The organism is Streptomyces sp. NPDC057438, from assembly GCF_042802995.1.
Classification (GTDB): Bacteria; Actinomycetota; Actinomycetes; order Streptomycetales; family Streptomycetaceae; genus Streptomyces.
In genome coordinates this window covers 1-16,152 of the sequence record NZ_JBHVDD010000062.1, presented here as the reverse complement: position 1 = coordinate 16,152, position 16,152 = coordinate 1, and the positions used below count along the sequence as shown (strand labels likewise).

Annotated in this window: 15 protein-coding genes and 2 pseudogenes; 10 read left to right on the top strand and 7 right to left on the bottom strand. The window is 69.2% G+C overall.

The window, feature by feature from the left end:
* Positions 1–82 precede the first annotated feature (82 nt).
* The gene (locus ACFU5F_RS28175) at positions 83–946 is read right to left on the bottom strand and encodes an LLM class flavin-dependent oxidoreductase (protein ID WP_383892892.1); all 864 of its coding nucleotides are present in this window, start codon (positions 944–946) and stop codon (positions 83–85) included.
* A 351-nt stretch (positions 947–1,297) separates the two neighbouring features.
* Here ACFU5F_RS28175 and ACFU5F_RS28170 point away from each other — a divergent pair, with 351 nt between their 5' ends.
* Positions 1,298–1,852: a hypothetical protein gene (locus ACFU5F_RS28170; protein ID WP_383892889.1), complete on the top strand. Its 555-nt coding sequence runs from the start codon at positions 1,298–1,300 to the stop codon at positions 1,850–1,852.
* Here ACFU5F_RS28170 and ACFU5F_RS28165 read toward each other — a convergent pair.
* Positions 1,794–2,291, bottom strand: a complete 498-nt coding sequence (locus tag ACFU5F_RS28165) for a GNAT family N-acetyltransferase (RefSeq protein WP_383892886.1) — start codon at positions 2,289–2,291, stop codon at positions 1,794–1,796. The genes ACFU5F_RS28170 and ACFU5F_RS28165 overlap by 59 nt on opposite strands.
* A 353-nt stretch (positions 2,292–2,644) precedes the next feature.
* Here ACFU5F_RS28165 and ACFU5F_RS28160 point away from each other — a divergent pair, with 353 nt between their 5' ends.
* Positions 2,645–3,742: a MerR family transcriptional regulator gene (locus ACFU5F_RS28160; protein WP_383892980.1), complete on the top strand. Its 1,098-nt coding sequence runs from the start codon at positions 2,645–2,647 to the stop codon at positions 3,740–3,742.
* A gap of 307 nt (positions 3,743–4,049) precedes the next feature.
* Here the strand turns inward: ACFU5F_RS28160 and ACFU5F_RS28155 are convergent, their stop codons facing one another.
* Positions 4,050–4,439: an ArsR/SmtB family transcription factor gene (locus ACFU5F_RS28155; protein ID WP_383892883.1), complete on the bottom strand. Its 390-nt coding sequence runs from the start codon at positions 4,437–4,439 to the stop codon at positions 4,050–4,052.
* Between the two features lie 135 nt (positions 4,440–4,574).
* On the opposite strand from ACFU5F_RS28155, the gene ACFU5F_RS28150 reads away from it, so the two are divergent.
* From ACFU5F_RS28150 to ACFU5F_RS28140, 3 genes are all read left to right on the top strand, one after another.
* Complete coding sequence (locus tag ACFU5F_RS28150) at positions 4,575–6,554, top strand: heavy metal translocating P-type ATPase (RefSeq protein WP_383892881.1); 1,980 nt, start codon at positions 4,575–4,577, stop codon at positions 6,552–6,554.
* Positions 6,551–6,955: a (2Fe-2S) ferredoxin domain-containing protein gene (locus ACFU5F_RS28145; RefSeq protein ID WP_383892878.1), complete on the top strand. Its 405-nt coding sequence runs from the start codon at positions 6,551–6,553 to the stop codon at positions 6,953–6,955. The genes ACFU5F_RS28150 and ACFU5F_RS28145 overlap by 4 nt, the downstream gene beginning before the upstream one ends.
* 736 nt (positions 6,956–7,691) lie before the next feature.
* Positions 7,692–8,084, top strand: a complete 393-nt coding sequence (locus tag ACFU5F_RS28140; protein ID WP_383892876.1) for a transposase — start codon at positions 7,692–7,694, stop codon at positions 8,082–8,084.
* Between the two features lie 613 nt (positions 8,085–8,697).
* Here the strand turns inward: ACFU5F_RS28140 and ACFU5F_RS28135 are convergent.
* Positions 8,698–9,117, bottom strand: coding sequence for a hypothetical protein (locus tag ACFU5F_RS28135; protein ID WP_383892873.1), 420 nt, complete (start codon positions 9,115–9,117; stop codon positions 8,698–8,700).
* 1,122 nt (positions 9,118–10,239) lie between these two features.
* Here ACFU5F_RS28135 and ACFU5F_RS28130 point away from each other — a divergent pair.
* Positions 10,240–10,368: a hypothetical protein gene (locus tag ACFU5F_RS28130; RefSeq protein WP_383892871.1), complete on the top strand. Its 129-nt coding sequence runs from the start codon at positions 10,240–10,242 to the stop codon at positions 10,366–10,368.
* 1,392 nt (positions 10,369–11,760) lie between these two features.
* Here the strand turns inward: ACFU5F_RS28130 and ACFU5F_RS28125 are convergent.
* The gene (locus tag ACFU5F_RS28125; protein WP_383892977.1) at positions 11,761–11,988 is read right to left on the bottom strand and encodes a hypothetical protein; all 228 of its coding nucleotides are present in this window, start codon (positions 11,986–11,988) and stop codon (positions 11,761–11,763) included.
* Between the two features lie 89 nt (positions 11,989–12,077).
* The gene (locus ACFU5F_RS28120; RefSeq protein WP_383892868.1) at positions 12,078–12,419 is read right to left on the bottom strand and encodes an ANTAR domain-containing protein; all 342 of its coding nucleotides are present in this window, start codon (positions 12,417–12,419) and stop codon (positions 12,078–12,080) included.
* A gap of 115 nt (positions 12,420–12,534) precedes the next feature.
* Between ACFU5F_RS28120 and ACFU5F_RS28115 the strand changes: the two are divergent.
* Positions 12,535–12,763: pseudogene (locus ACFU5F_RS28115) on the top strand (transposase); the annotation flags it as partial.
* Between the two features lie 720 nt (positions 12,764–13,483).
* Here ACFU5F_RS28115 and ACFU5F_RS28110 read toward each other — a convergent pair.
* Positions 13,484–14,236, bottom strand: a complete 753-nt coding sequence (locus ACFU5F_RS28110; protein ID WP_383892865.1) for an IclR family transcriptional regulator — start codon at positions 14,234–14,236, stop codon at positions 13,484–13,486.
* 247 nt (positions 14,237–14,483) lie between these two features.
* Here ACFU5F_RS28110 and ACFU5F_RS28105 point away from each other — a divergent pair, with 247 nt between their 5' ends.
* The 3 genes and pseudogenes from ACFU5F_RS28105 to ACFU5F_RS28095 form a co-directional block, all read left to right on the top strand.
* Complete coding sequence (locus ACFU5F_RS28105; protein WP_383892863.1) at positions 14,484–14,813, top strand: NAD(P)-binding domain-containing protein; 330 nt, start codon at positions 14,484–14,486, stop codon at positions 14,811–14,813.
* A 12-nt stretch (positions 14,814–14,825) separates the two neighbouring features.
* The gene (locus ACFU5F_RS28100; RefSeq protein ID WP_383892860.1) at positions 14,826–15,797 is read left to right on the top strand and encodes a succinylglutamate desuccinylase/aspartoacylase family protein; all 972 of its coding nucleotides are present in this window, start codon (positions 14,826–14,828) and stop codon (positions 15,795–15,797) included.
* A gap of 95 nt (positions 15,798–15,892) precedes the next feature.
* Positions 15,893–16,152 (top strand): annotated as a pseudogene (locus tag ACFU5F_RS28095) (ABC transporter substrate-binding protein); the annotation flags it as partial.

Below are 16,152 nucleotides of genomic sequence, written 5' to 3'. Positions count from 1 at the left end.
CGTTCTCGGGGACACACGATCACGTACGAGGAGATGCGGAACAAGCTGACGAGCCTGAATCCGGCACGCCCTCGAAGGCTGATCAGATCACCGGCGGCCCCGCCTCGATCCGGCGCATTACCGGGAGCAAACGATCCAGATCAGGACCGGTCTGGACCTGCCGCTCGTCCCACCAGGTGGCGCCGGCGTCGCGCAGTGGACCGATCACGTCCCTGGCCTTCACGGCATCCGAGGGCGTGGCACCGCCGAGCACGAGCTCGAAAGGCCGCTCGGCCCCACCCACACGGTGCTCGCGCAGATAGCCGGCAAGATCCCGCACCTCTGCCACATCGGGCACGTGCCCGTGCCGGGCAGTCTCGAAGAGAGGAACCGCCCCGTCCCATCGCGCTGCCCGCCGCATCGGCGGCCGACGCGGCCAGAACCCGCCGATCCACACCGGCGGACCAGGCTGCTGCACCGTTGCAGGCAGCAGCGTCACGTCCCGGACCTCGTAGTGCCGGCCATGGTGGTCCACCGGCTCGCCGGACCACCAGCGCCTCAACAGCTCCAGCCCCTCGTCCAGCCGCTCGGCGAGGAGCTGCGGCTCAGCGGTGTCGCCGAAGCTGCGGTACTCGTCCTCGACCGGTCCGCCCAGGCCAGCTGCGAAGATCACCCGGCCGCCGCTGAGATTGTCCAGGGTGGCCACCTGGCGGGCAAGCTGCTGCGGACGATAACGGGGAACCGGCGTCAGTAAGGTGCCCAGCCGGATCCGCGAGGTCGCCAACGCGGCCGCGGTCAGCAGCATCCAGGGGTCTCCGAAGGGGCGCCCCCGGTGTTGGCGGTGCAGGACGTGGTCCCAGACGAAGAGTCCGTCCCAGCCGGCCTGTTCGGCGGCGGCCGCCACAGTCGCGACGCTACGAGGGTCGGCGAAGTCACCGAAGTTGGGGATATTGATGGAGAAGCGCATCCCAGCAGGATGCGCAAATGCCCGCGAAGGAGCAATCGGATTCGGATCCAGGCAGCTTCACGACAGGACTCGAAGACGCAGCGCTCACGCAATCCACTGGGATCCCGACCCAAGGCCGGACCGACAGCAGAGCCGCCCCCTCGGGCACCGCATCCAAGCGAGCCCTGCTGCTGCCACGGCCACCGCCTGGGGAATTACGTGACTGTCGGCACACCTTGCCCGCGGGGGACGCCACCCAGCACGCTGAGAGCGTGGACGTGGCCTTCGCAGAACGCCTCCTGCCGGCAGGAGGCGAAGATGCGGTGCACCGCCTTGTGGGACCGGACAGGAGCTGTGGGCAAAGGTGAGCACATGACCGCCGTCACGGCCGTGGCGCTCGGTGTGTCGGACGTGGGAACGCGGCCGGTGACTGTCGCGCCCGGCGGGGGACCGACTGCCTGGTCACGGATGTCGCCCTCGGCACGGTCCCGCACGTCGCGTGCACCGACTGCTTCTACCGCTCCGAGAAGCCCGAGCCTTCAGGACGACCGAGGTAGACGGGCCGGCCTGAAGGAGGTCCTGGCCCGCCGCCCCGAACTGAACAAGGCCGCGGGACACGTCCGCGACTTCGGCGAGATACTCACCGAGCGTCTCGGCTCGAGACTCCCCACTTGGATCGACGCCGTCGATGCCGGCCAGCAACCGGGCCTCACCGGCTTCGCACTGCACTTGCACCGAGACCTCGACGCCGTGGCGGCCGGGCTCACTCTCCACTGGAGCTGCGGCAGCATCGAGGGCGCTGTCAACCGCATCAAGAAGATCAAGCGGCAACTCCTCGGCCGAGCCGAATGCGATCTGCTCAGCAAGATCATCCTCCTCCGGCAACACTCCGCGACTCCTCAGGATCTTCTGTCGAGGGAGCCGTAGTGCGCTGGTCGGGGCGGTTCCTCGGCAGACCGAAGCCTGCCATCTCCTTCTCCTCGTAGGACAGGAAGCCCAGGCTCCGGTAGAACGCGTGGTTGCGGCTGCCCTCTGGTGACGACTCGTGGTCCGTGGACAGGAGGAAGAACCGGCAGTGGGAGTAACGCTGCATCAAGTGCTCGACCAGCGCCCGTCCAATCCCCTGCCTGTGGTTCGCCGGATTGACCACGACGTCCTGGACGTAACAGATGTGCTCGTCGTCGGAGATGGTCCGGGCCAGTCCCAGGAGGGTTCCGGATCCGTCTCGTGCCGTGACGACGAGGTGAGAGTTCACGAGACCGCGACAGAGCTTGTCGACGTCGCTGGTGTAGCCCTCCCAGCCGACCGAGTCGTAGAGCTTCACCACCTCGACAGGATCGAAATCGCCCTCTTCCGCTATGAACATGTCGATCCCCTATGCGCTGGTGCCACTTCTCACCGTCAACTCGACATCACGCACGTCGGGCCCGTCAAGATCGATCACTGTCGGACCCGGCCGCCTTTCGTTCGAACGCTGGGATGACGCTCCGCGACGACTCCCCAAGATCTGTGCCAGAACCGACTTCTGATGTCGCTCGGGCGCTGCGGGGCCATCTGCCTCCGCGGTTCCAGGCTTCTCCGAACCAGATCATGGCTCTGGCTTGCAGGAGTCGCCTCGGGGCCGCTGCTTCGTGTTCGGCTCTTGCTGCCGTGTGTGGGGCTGTTGACCCTCACGTGGCGTCAGGCCGCATAGTCGGTGCCGTGGAGGATCACTGGACCGTGGGGCGTGTGGCCGAGCTGGCCGGCGTGAGCGTCCGCACGCTGCATCACTATGACGAGGTCGGGCTCGTTCGGCCGTCGGCGCGGACCGCGGCCGGGTACCGGGCCTATTCGGCGGGCGACGTGGAGCGGCTGCGGGAAGTGCTGGCCTATCGGCGGTTGGGCTTCGGTCTGCGGGAGGTTGCGGAACTGGTCGGTGACCCGTCCACCGACGCGGTTGTGCATCTGCGGCGACTGCGCGGCCTGCTGGTGGAGCGGCGTGATCGCGCTGACGCCATGGTGGCGGCCATCGACAGGGAACTTGAGGCACGGGCTAGGGGACTGATGGTGACACCGGAGGAGCAACTGGAGGTGCTCGGTGCACGTCTGTACGACGCGATCGGCGGCGCTTATCCCGCGACACGGCGTACCGAGCCGCGGATCGCCGCGCAGATCGGGGACGCGCTCGGGGACGCGCGGACGGTGCTGAACGTCGGGGCCGGCACCGGCTCCTACGAGCCTGCTGATCGCGACGTGACCGCGGTGGAGCCATCTGCGGTCATGCGTGGGCAGCGGCCTGTCGGCTCGGCGCCGTGTGTGGCCGCCGCTGCGGAGAGCCTGCCGTTCGAGGACCAGTCCTTCGACGTCGCGATGGCCGTCTCCACCGTTCACCATTGGGGGGACCCGATAGCGGGGCTGCGCGAGATGCGGCGCGTGGCCCGCCGCGTGGTGGTGCTGACATTCGACACCGACGAGCCCGGATGGCAGGACCGGTTCTGGCTCACCCGCGACTACCTGCCCGAGTTCGCCGCCGTCCTCTCGGGCTTTCCCTCGCTTGCTGGGATGGCCGACGCGGTCGGCGCCCGTGCCGAGCCGGTGCCTGTCCCGTGGGACTGTGCTGACGGCCTGTTCGAGGCGTACTGGCGCCGGCCGGGGGAGTATCTGCGGGATCACGTGCGCCGTGCGATGTCGGTGTGGACGAGGGTCGGACCGGCCGCCGAGCAGCGGGCGGTGCGAAACCTCAGCGACGACCTCGACTTCGGCCGGTGGGCCGAGCGCAACAGCGACCTCGCCCACCTCGACGCGGCAGATCTCGGCCTCCGCCTGCTCATCACTTGACCCGCGTCGCAGGATCAGCCTCATGGCGGCCCTGGACGGCCCGCTGGTTGCCAGGCGGCCCCTCCCGTGCGGCGCCCCATCAGCCCCCTGGTCCTGTCCGCTTGGGCCTTGGTGTGGGCGAGGCGGTAGGACTCGGTGCCGGCCTGCGGACCCGACAAGGTCCACTTCACCCACGTGACCACCCTGGGCCCCACTGGTCCGACTGAAGGGCCGGTCGCGGTGCACGGTTCGACGCGGGCGTGCCGTGGGCGGCTCTTGCGGCCGGTTCCGGATCTGGTGCTGGGGGGAGGTGACGCAGTCGTCCGGCTCAGCGGGTCCCGGCCAAGGTGGCCGGGGTCGAGGCCGGGGTGTCGCGCAGGCCGAGGCGCAGGTGCTCGACGTGGTGGAGGGCCTGCTCCAGGAGTTCGGCGACGTGGTTGTCGTAGAGCGCGTAGATGATCGAGCGGCCCCGGCGCTCGCCGGTGACCAGGTCGAGGTTGCGCAGCAGGCGCAACTGGTGGGAGCAGGCGGACTGTTCCATGCCGACGGCATCGGCGAGTTCGGTCGCCGCGCACGGGCCCTCCTGGAGGCGGGCCAGGATCCGCAGCCGGGAGGGTGTGGCGAGGGCCTGGAGGGTGGCGGCCACGTCGGCGGCACCTACGGTCTCGAGTCGCTCGCGCGCGGTGGCGGTGGTTTTGGCGTCAGCTCCATGGCCCATGGTCCTCATCCTACGGAGTGCTGCACATGAACGCATGAATGTCTCTTCATGTGGTCCTGTATCGTGAGGGGAACGGAGCCGGCTTTTCCGGCTGACCGCTTTGCCTTCATGCCGTCGTTAAGGACTTCCGCGCCGATGACTTCCACCCTCGCTCCCGCCCCGGCCGACGGGGCCGCGTCTCCGCGCGACGTCTCCGCGCCCCGGCGCCGTACCCGCGTGCTGGCCTTGCCCGAGGCACGCTGGGCGGCTGCGGCCACCGTCTTCTTCTTGCTCGCGCTGCCGCTGCAGCTGGCCGGCGCCCCGGCCTGGGCGTGGGGACCGCTGTATGCGGTGACGTACGTGACAGGCGGCTGGGAGCCGGGGTGGGCGGGCCTGCAGGCGCTGCGGGAGAAGACCCTCGATGTCGACCTGCTGATGGTCGTCGCCGCTCTCGGGGCGGCGTCGATCGGGCAGGTGATGGACGGCGCGCTGCTGATCGTCATCTTCGCCACGTCCGGTGCGCTGGAGGCGCTGGCCACGGCACGGACCGCCGACTCGGTGCGCGGTCTGCTCGACCTGGCGCCGGCCACGGCCACCCGCGTCGACGCCGATGGCGGCGAGGTGTCCCTTGCCGTGGAGGAGTTGGCAGTCGGCGACACCATCCTCGTACGACCCGGCGAGCGCATCGGCGCCGACGGTCGGGTGCTCGACGGGGCGAGCGACGTCGACCAGGCGACCATCACCGGTGAGCCGCTGCCCGTGGCCAAGGAGCAGGGCGACGAGGTCTTCGCGGGTACCCTCAACGGCACCGGCGCCCTGCGCGTCCGGGTCGAGCGTGATGCCTCCGACACGGTGATCGCCCGGATCGTGCGGATGGTGGAGGAGGCATCCGAGACCAAAGCGCCGACCCAGTTGTTCATCGAGAAGGTCGAACAGCGCTATTCGCTGGGCATGGTGGTGGCGACGCTCGCGGTGTTCCTCGTCCCGCTGGCCTTCGGCGCGAACCTCGCCGACGCGTTGCTGCGGGCGATGACCTTCATGATCGTGGCCTCGCCGTGCGCGGTCGTCCTGGCGACGATGCCGCCCCTGCTGTCGGCCATCGCCAATGCCGGGCGGCATGGTGTGCTGGTCAAGTCGGCGGTGGTGATGGAGCGGCTGGGGCAGGTCGACGCGGTGGCGCTCGACAAGACCGGCACGCTGACCGAGGGCACGCCGCGCGTCACCGACGTCCGGCCGCTGACCGGATCCGGGCCGGCCGAGGCCGAGTTGCTGGTCCTCGCGGCCGCCGCGGAGCACCCGAGCGAGCATCCGCTGGCCCGTGCCGTCGTGGACGCGGCACGCGAACGCGGGCTCGCACTGCCGGCGGCGGAGGACTTCGACTCCACGCCCGGCGTCGGTGTGACCGCCACCGTCGACGGGCGCGTGATCGCGGTCGGCGCCCCGGCGCGGCTGCTCGGCGGGACGACGGACGCGGACTCCGCCCGTGCGGCGGTGCTTGCCGGGGAGCTGGAAGACGGCGGACGCACCGCCGTCCTGGTCACGGTCGACGGCAGGCCGGTGGGTGTGCTCGGCATCGCGGACCGGCTGCGTCCCGACGCCACCGGCACCGTCACCTCACTGACGGCCCTCACCGGAACCGCGCCCGTCCTGCTGACCGGCGACAACCCCCGCGCCGCCGCCCGCCTGGCCGCCGAGGTCGGCATCAAGGACGTACGGGCCGGACTGCTGCCCCAGCACAAAGTGGACGCGGTCCGGGAACTGGAAGACGCCGGCCGCAAGGTGATGGTCGTCGGCGACGGAGTCAACGACGCCCCGGCGCTGGCAGCCGCCCACACCGGCATCGCGATGGGCCGGGCGGGCTCCGACCTCGCCCTGGAGACCGCCGACGCCGTCATCGTCCGCGACGAACTCGCCACGGTCCCCGCCGTGATCGCCCTGTCCCGGCGCGCTCGCAGGCTCGTCGTGCAGAACCTGGTCATCGCCGGAGTCTTCATCACCGGCCTGGTGATCTGGGACCTGGCCGGCAACCTTCCGTTGCCGCTGGGCGTCGCGGGGCACGAGGGCTCCACCGTCATCGTCGGCCTCAACGGGCTGAGGCTGCTGCGCGAAGCGGCCTGGAAGCGGGCCGCCGAGTGAGCCGCCGCAAGGCTCCCGCCCAGGCGGCGCCCCGGTGCACGGTGACCGTGTGCCGAGGGTGCTGCTGCGGTACGGCCAAGATCCCCGGCGTCGATCACGCCGCCCAACTCGCCTCCCTGAAGGCCGAACTGGGGGCCGTCGCCCAGGTCCGGGCGGTGAACTGCCTCGACGCGTGCGAACAGGCCAACGTCATCGTCGTGCAGCCGTCTTCGGCCGGGCGTGCCGCGGGCGGGCGGCCGGTCTGGCTCGGGCTGGTCAACGACCCCGATGCGACGGGCGACATCGTGGCGTGGGTGCGTTCCGGCGGGCCGGGCCTCGCCGAACCGCCGGACATCCTGGACCTGTATGAGTTCGGGCCGTCCCGGCGCGTACGGCGGGCCGTCGAGGGCACAGGCCCGTGAGGGTTCCACGGGCCTCGTCGAACTGAACGGCCTGCGCGCGGGACAGTGCAGCGGGACGAGATCGGCGTGAGAACGGAAGGCACCGTGGGGAAGGTCGACGGCAAGAACCGGAGCGGGTCCACCTCGACGTGGGAGAGGTCGACCAGCCAGGTGCCGGAAATCTTCCGGTTGAACTGCGGGCCCACGAAGTGATCAGGGGCGGACAGGCCGATGCGCCTTCGCGGCTTCCTGCTTCTCCTGGAACCGCTTACCGGCCAGGGACCAGACCAAGCCGAGCTGCTCCAGTGGCCGAGGGCTGTCGGCGCCCGGTTTTTCTGCGCTGCTGTTGTGCCTGTGAGCTGGGGTTTCTCAGTTCTTTCTGGGTGGTCCTGTGGTGGCTGGGGGTGCTCGGAGTGTGGGGGTTGGGCGGAGAACAGTGACTGTCTGACCTGCTCGTACCCAGGTCATCACCGCCTATCCCCGCCGGTCTGGCCGACTCGCTGCTGCCCGGCCTTCCGCACCTGGGGAACACGCCGGCCCGGTGAACTGTCTCGCGGCGGTGCCTGATCCGCGCCGGGCAAGGGCCGCCGCCGTCCCCTCGCCTTTGTCCTCGCGCTGGCCGCTTGCGCTGTCCTGACCGTCGCGAGATCTCTGACCGCGATCGCGGAGCGAGCCGCAGACGCGCCGCCATCACGTATGTCCCGACCGAGGAGGGCTGGCTCTATCTGGCCACGGTCATCGACATCGCCTCCGGCGCGTGGTCGGCTGGGCAACTGCCGATCACCTGCGAACCGAGCTGGTGACCGACGCGCTCACAGCCGCCTGCCGGCAGCGTCGCCCCACCCATCCCGTGATCTTCCACTCGGATCGCGGCTGCCAGTACACCAGTCAGCAATTCGCCTCGCTGGCAAGCGAGTTCGGAATTCAGCTGTCGGTCGGTCGCACCGGTCAGTGCTGGGACAACGCGCTCGCCGAGTCGTCCCTCTCGACCATCAAACGCGAACTGCTCGGCACCTCCGCCTGGCCCGGCCGGGCCGCCGCCCGGACCACGATCTTCGACTTCATGGAGGGTTGGAACAACTTGCACCGACTGCACAGCAGCCTCGGCTACCTCAGCCCCGCCGAGTACGAGACCGCACTCGCAGCCTGACCACCACACCAATGGTGTCCGTCAAAGCGGAGGAAGCTCAGGGCAGGTGACGCCTATTCGGCTCGAAGCCGAGCGCCTGCTTCATTGAGGCTGAGCGTCTAGAACGCGCTGCCCACCAACGAGTGCGCTTTTGGTCCGTCACCGACGTCGCGCTCGGCTTTCCCGCCGCAGTTCGCCGGACACTCTGGAGCTGCAAGGCTGGCGTCGCCTGATGCCCGTGTTTCTGCAGCACTGCTGGCCCTCCTCTCCGCCGGATTTTCCGCGGGGGCGGGCCTCGTCCGCAGCGACGTAGACGTGCCGAAACCGGCGCAGCCGAGTGGCATGGGCCGAGGTCGAAGCGGAAGCCCGCCTGCTTCTCCCACAAGAGACTCAGATGGACCGCGAAGCCATCCAGGTAACCCTCCGAGAGCTGTTCGCGTGCCGGACACGAGCCATCGCAACCCACGCAGAGGACGACTCAGGTAAGTCGACCTCATGATCGAGCAGCATGCGAGAACGGACCATGCTCGCGTCTCACTCGACGGTGGACGTTAGACGACAAGCTCAGCGAACGGCGAGCTCCGCCTCTGGGCGAGGGTGGCGGCAGAAGTCACTGCTCCAGGGGGAGATCCACCTACGACCAGATAGGGAGGTCATAGCTGCAGACCCGTTCCGAGCCCTTCACCAGGCACACATCGAGGTACAAGCGCCGGTCTTCGTCGAGATTGCCGGTCTGCCACGGGGTCGTGTAGGGGGACGTGTGTCCCTGCGTCGAAGCCTCGCGGATGATCCATCCCGTGTCTGTGACGGTGCCCTTGACCCCCCACCCGTCGGCCGCGTCGTCCTTCGCCCGTAGTGCGTCTCCGGGGTCGGTCCCGACCGGATTCGCGTTCCAGTTCACGTATCCGGCGTAGTCGCCATCGGCGTAGAGGTAGGCGACCACCGAGTGGTTCGCCTGATACCAGCTCGTGTTGACGGTGAGCCGAGGTGCTGCCGTGGCGGTGCCCGCACCAGCGAATGAGGCACTGACCATCACGGCGGTCGCCGCCAGCACGGAAGCTATCCGCTTACTCCTGTTCACTGTCAAAGTCCTTCCATATCAGAGCAATCAAGGTAGTGCGTGATCTTAACTCACCACCCGCATCCGCAACCGCCGCGGAGGGCCTGGCGCCGGCGCCGCCGAGAAGACCCTCCCCGTGATGACGACGCCGGACAACAAGGCCCGGGCGAGAGGGGTGACCGCGGCCAGAGCCTGGGAGGCGCTCCCAGGTCAACGCGCAACCGTCCGCTGCCGGTCGGTTCCGTGATCACTCACCTGCGCCCTCGCGGGCAAGGTCGCTGAACGTTGATCGCCCGAACGGAAGTGGAGCGCGTCCCCGCCATCCGCTCGCTACAAGTCACTGCAGGAGCACCCCCTTTCGGCTGGCGTGCTGCGGCCCACCTGGCGTTCTTGACCGTGCTGAACGTCAGGCCGATGTCCTCGGCCAGCGCATCAGGAACTACTTGATCGTCCATTCGGCGTCCGGTACGCCCCCGCGGGGCCTGACCGGCTCGACCTCCGGGGCGCGGTCACCAATCGTGAAGGAGCCGCGGTTCTGCTGTTCTACGACTCACGCAGTTCGGCGACGATCTGCTCATAGCGGGTCTGGCTGACCGACCCGATCGTACTGGCATGGCGATCACCACCCCTGCATGCCGGGAGCGGCTGACGCCGACGGTGACACCGGCATGCGAAGTGGTGCCGGTCTGAGCCCTCGGGGTCTAGCCAAACAAGCTTTACCGGAAGGTAGTTGACGAGCAATCACAGAGGGGGTGAACGAGCCGGTCTGGCTGTGACGGTCGGGCACCGGCGCCAGCGCGGCAGACGTCGACCGCTGCTGGCAGTCCTTCCCCTTCGGCGCTTGGAAGCGGCCGACCGGTGGACCTGGCTGGTGTATTGCCTACACCCAGTTCCCGCTCGCCCGACCGCTGGCCACAGACCTCCGCAGGCCCTGGGAGGAGCCGGCCGAGCCGAACAGGCCTGCCCCCGCCCGCGTCCGACGGGGTTCAGAAACCTGTACACGGAGACCGGCTCTCCGGCCAGCGCACCGCAACCCGCAGTACCCGTCCCAGAAAGGTCACTTGGTTCGAAGAACCGCCGTCCAGCCACTGGTCGCGACGTGGGCCGCGTCCTCAAGTGGCCACTGAACGCGTGCACACCGGCGCCCACTACCCCTCCGACGTCGCCGTCGGTGCGGACATCGGCCTGGCTGCGGCCGCCCTGGTGCGCCGCGCTCCGTGCCTGACAGCGCGCCTGCTGACGTGACGGGCACAGGGACAGCGAATGCCGCAGGTCTGCTGGATGGGGCACCCGCAACCGGGGCGTGCGCTCCGGTCAATCCCGAAGCGGAAGCGACGCCCTATCTGGGGCGCTATTACCAGCGGCAGCTGCCGACGGTCAGCGCCGTGAGTTCGAGTTCCCTTGCCAGCAGCCGGGCGTTCTCTGCTGCGTTCTGGGGATCCCAGCCGGGGGATGCGGGCCGGGATGACTTCCGCCAGGCGTTCTCGTGCGTCTCCCACGCGTCCAGCGGTTCTACCGACCACGGCACCTTCTGGTAGAGCGCCTGGAGTTCAGCGTGGACCCTGGGTGAGTTCGTTCTGAACGTCGATCAGGTCCTGGGGGAAGTCGTACGAGGCTGCCACGGCCCTAAGGGACTGCTGTTCGAACCGCACTCCGGACCGTCTCGCGGCACCATCTCCTGCGCGACCCGGGCAGCTCCAAGCGCAGTCCGGGCGGGGCTTTTTACCCGTTGCGGGCGATGTCTGTCTGCCGCAGCCGGTATCACCCTGGGGTATGCCTGGAGCGGGTGAGCCCATGGGCTTTGAGTTTCGTGTCCGAGGCCCGGTCCCGGAGAACGCTGGCGGAGACGATCCCTGAGCTGGACGCCGTGATGCTGGGCGACAGACGGTCTTCTGCGGCACCGTCATCGATGAGGCGCATCTGTTCGGCCTGCTGCCCGCTTCCGCGTGCTGGGGCTGCTGGTCACGGAAATGAGACCGCTGTCGCATTGAGTCCGAGAACGGGGCGGGATGGGCGGCAGCGCGAATGCGGCGAGGGATCAGGGACGCGCGCACCGTGTTGCACGTCGGCTCCCCGCGGCCTCCGCGTGACGATGAATCCGCCCGCGCCGGGCGCCGACCCATCACGATCCGGCGGCTGTGAGGTTTTCTTTGCCCAGCAGTGACGTTGAGAACGAGATAGCAGGGCACAGGAACCCGGCACGGTCCATGCGTCCGGCAGGAGGAACCAAGTGGCCGGTCATGAGATGTACGCCGTCAGCGCGTTGTCGGCGGTGGCAGCGGTTCTGCTCGCGCGATGGTGCCTGGCGGGCCGAAACAGCAGCTCACGCACTGTCGCAGCGTCCCGCCGTGCCTCACGTCGGGCGACGCTGAGGGCTGCCTGGCGTATGGGCCCCGCCGCCCAAGCCGGGCAGGGCCTGCAGACGGACGCGCCATGCGCTCAGCGGGCGGTGCGTGAGGCTGAAGATTTCGTGCACGGCTACTGGCGCCAGATCAGTCCCCTCTACCTGCCTCAGCATGATCACCATCAGCACTGATCTGCCGGGCCGGAGCACGCACCGAGTAGGCCGATCGCCCCGACCATGGTGGGCGCGCTTCGATCATGCCCGGCTCGGCGCAGGCCGGTGCGCGGGGGAGGTCAGTTGCCGAGTGCGTGGCGGAGGGTTTCGCGGCAGTCGATGAGAGCGTCGACGCCGACGAGCTGCAGTGTGTGCATCACGGCCTCGGTCGGGGCGGCCAGGCATATCCAGCCGTCGGCCTCCGTGAGGGCGTGGTAGGAGGTGATGGTGGGGCAGCACGCTCTGGAGATCGTGATGGCCGTCGCCCAGGGCTTCGAGGCGCAGCGGGAGCGGGCCGGCAAGCGCATCACCGCCCGCAGCGCCCCCCTCCTGGATGACCCCGGCGGCGCAATCCCAGGGCAGCGGCCCTTGTAGGACGTCCGCGGCCGCCACGCAGTCACCGGCCCGGACGCGCGGCACTGCGGGCCAGCGCCGCGTGCAGCTCCCCGAGAAGGACATCGGGCAGCGCCGCGCCCTGGCCGTGCTTGAGGACCTCTTCAGCGACCTGGGAGAGTTTGATGTTGGTGTGCTGGGAGACTTCCCGCAGCACCGTGAAGCCGTCGCACGGGGGGATCTTCCCCAGGATGGTCAGGACGCCGATAGCCTGATCGACGACGGCATGCGAGGCGAGCGCCTGCTGCAACTGTCGGTTCTCCGCCCGCACCTTCGCCAGCTCTGCCACTAGTTCGTCGGCCGACGTCGGCGTGGGCTGCGGGTCGGGATGGGCGGATGAGGACATGGCATCACCGAGAAAGACAGCGGACAGGGGCACCCTCACACACCTGCCCCGGTTACCTTCCAGCATCCCTCCGACCTGAGCAGGTCACTACCCGGGAGTCCGCCGGCAACAGCACGGCGGCGGCCGACGGCGGGCGGGTGACCGCGAATGCCTCGCCGCGATCATCTTCGTAGTCACCTCTGGTTGCACCTGGCGGCAGCTGCCCCCGGTGTTCGGCCCGGCCTGGTCGACGGTCTACCGGCGCATCGCCCGGTGGGGCCGGGCTAGGGTGTGGGCTCGCCTCCGCCGGGTCGTCCTCGACGAACTCGGGCGCCCGCGGTGAACTGGACTGGTCGCGGTGCGCGAACCTCGCGCGATGAGCCCGTCCACGTCCTGCTTCGGCAGATAGGCGAGGACGGCGCGCCCGACTGCGGTGGCGTGCCGGGGGGAGGTGTCGCCGATGGCGTGGAAGGTCCGTACGGCGTGGTCGCAGTCGGCGCGGTCCACCACGACCATGCACTGAAGGGCATCCGGCACCGACAGGTGAATGGTCTTGTTCACCCTGTCCCGCAGGCGCACCATGGGATCCCTGGCGGCGACGGACAGGCTGGATCCCTGCAGCGCGGCAGGCCGTACGGCCAGCACTCGGGCGCCGATCTCCCAGCGGGTGGTGTCCCTGCGGTTGGCCCGCAGCCAGCCGGCCTCGGCCAGTGTGACCAGGGTGCGCTGCACGGTCGACTTCGGAAGTAGGAAGAGCTTCGTCAACTCTCCCACGGACACCGGCTGAGCTGCGCGACCGCCTCCAGGATGCGCAGCGACCGGGTGAGGCTCTTCATTTCCATCCGATCCCCCTGTTCATCCTCGGAGTTCCTTGCGGACACCCTCTGCCGAGCCCTCAAGTGCTGCGGACCGCCCATGCCAAGACCCGCCCCGGCTTCAACACGCACCGCCCGACAACAGCGGGTCGGGCTCTGACGCTCCGCATCGCGGTGGGCCGCGCCGAGCCCGGTTTCCGAGCCACCAGGCGCTGGGAGAGCGGCCCGTGACGCGATGGGATCGCCCCTGCGCTGAATCCTGCTGCGCGCTCACTCACCCGTGCGACGCGCCGCGATCTCCTTCGCCGTGTCAGTGACAAGACGCCCTAGCTCCGGTAGGCGTGCGGCGTCGTACCGCGACTCGGGAATGGAGACGGTGATCGTTGCAAGGGGCGTGCCATCCACATCCAGGATGGCGGCAGCCACCGCGCAGACGCCCGACCGGTACTGATTTCGGTTGACGGAGAATCCGTCGGCCCGTACCCGCTCCAGCTCGACGAGCAACTGGCCCGGATCGGTCGGCGTGGCATCAGTGAAACGTTCTAGGCCGCGCCTGACGACCTCATCGACGTCCGCCGTTGGCAGATGCGCGAGGATCGCGCGCCCCGAGGCGGTCGCATGCAGGGGTGATATGTCGCCAATGGCGAAAAAGATTCGGAGTGCGTGGGTGCAGTCCACCCGGTCCACGATCACAGCGCCCTGCAGTCCGTCCGGCACCGACAGGTGGATTGTCTCGTTCAACGCGTCCCGAAGTCGGATCATGGGCTCGCGCGCGGCAGCGAAGAGGCTCGAGCCCTGCAATGCCGCCGGTCGGACGGCGAGCACCCGCGCGCCGATGTCCCAGCGGGTGGTGTCCTTGCGGTTGGCCCGCAGCCACCCGGCTTCGTCCAGGGTGACCAGTGTGCGCTGGACGGTCGACTTGGGCAGCCCCAGGAGCTTGCTCAGTTCTCCGACCGTCACCGGCTGGTGCTGCGCGACCGCTTCCAGGATCTGCAGGGCCCTGGTGACGCTTCTGACTTCCATGCGGTTGCCCCCGTTAATTGTGAATTTCCTCAGACGACACCTCTTGACTCCCTCCGACGCCGCTGCCATTGTTCGTCGTGCCGAAGAGTAGCACGCCGTGCCGCTGAGTGGAACGGTCTGAGCGAGACTGGCTTAAGTCGCCTCTCGGAAGTTCGAGTCGGGCAATCCCCGGCCCTCCTCGCATCCGGAATCCAAGATCCGCATGTCGGGCGCCCGGCATCCAGCCAGGGAGACGAAAGGAACCGCCGTGTCTGTCAAAAAGCATGTCGCCGTCGTCGGCGTCGGAACGATGGGCAGCCAGGCCGCCTGGCGGCTCACGGCCCGTGGCGCCGAGGTCGTCGCCTACGACCGCTTCGCCCCCTGCCGCGACCCCAGCGCCGCGGGCGGTGAGACCCGGGTCTTCCGCAGCGTGCAGACCGACGACGGCCGCTACGTGCCGCTCGTCCTGGCCGGCTTCTCCGGCCAGGGATTCACGATGTCGCCCGCCATGGACGACATCGCTGCGGACCTCGCCCTGGAGGGCCGCGCCTCCCAGCCGATCGACTTCATCAGCACGCTCGGCCGCACCACCGCCTGAATGAGGTACGACATGACACTGACCATCGGCCCGCTGAGCGCCGAGCCCGGCCGTAAGACTCGGGGCACCGTCCCCGTGGACCTCGGCCCCACGACCGTGGACATCCCCCTTGTCCTCGTCAATGGCTCCCGCCCCGGCCCCAGGGTCGTGCTGACCGGTGGCATCCACGGCGGCGAGTTCGTCGGCACCGACGCCGCCGCCCGCCTCGGCGGCCTGCTGGAGCCGGACGATGTCACCGGCCAGGTGGTGATCTGCCCCGTCGCCAACCCCCCTGCCGTGTACGACGGCCGCCTCGGCAAGTCCCCGCTGGACGGCGTCAACATCAACCGCGTCTTCCCGGGCGACAAGGACGGCGAACCCACCGAGCGGCTGGCGGCCTGGCTCTTCGAGAACGTGATCAACGGCGCCGATGCCTACGCGGACCTGCACAGCGGTGGCATCGACGAGACGCTGCTCGATTTCGTCGGCTACCGCCTGGCCTCCAACGAGAAACTGGACGCCAAGACGCGGGCCATGGCGCACGCCGTCGGTTACGAGCGGGTCCTCATCGGCCGCAACGCCCAGGGCGGCAACAGCCACGCCGCCGCCGCGCGGCAGGGCATCCCCGCGATCCTCATCGAGACCGGCCAGCTCGGCGGCCGGGAGCCCAGCCAGACGCGGACCCTGCTCGACGGTCTGTACCGGCTGCTGCACCACCTCGGCGTCGTTGACGCGCCGCAGCACGTCGCACCGGTCACCGTCCAGCCGCGGGAGTGGGTCTGGACCGGCTCCGTCGTGTCCCCGGCCACCGGCCTGTGGTACCCGGACGCGACGACCGGTGACGAGGTGACCGAGGGCCAGAGCATCGGCCGTGTCATCGACCCTGCCGACGGCAGTGAACACAAGGTCACCGCCACCGCCACCGGACAGATCCTCTACGGCATGAACGGGCTGACTGTCGTCCTTGGCGCGGAGCTCGCCGCCATCGCTCAGCCGCACGACTGACCGGCGCCGCCCACACGCCTGCCGGCACCTCCCCGACTCACTCCTTCCACCCCGAACAGCTGGTACCCCATTGCGCTACTTCCAGGAGATTTGTCATGAGTGATCCCATGATCGGTCGCAGAGCGCTCCTGCGTGGAGCAGGCGGCCTGGCCGCCCTCGCCGCTCTCCCGTCCTTCTCCGCCTGCGGTACCGGCACCAGCCGTGTGGCCTCCGGTGGGAGCAAGGGCGGCGGCAAGACGGTGGTCGTCCGTGACAGCGGTGGTTCCTACGGCGCTGCGCTGCAGAAGGCGATCTACACGCCGTTCACGCAGGAGACCGGCATCCAGGTGAAGGTGCTGAACCTGGACGACGCCCC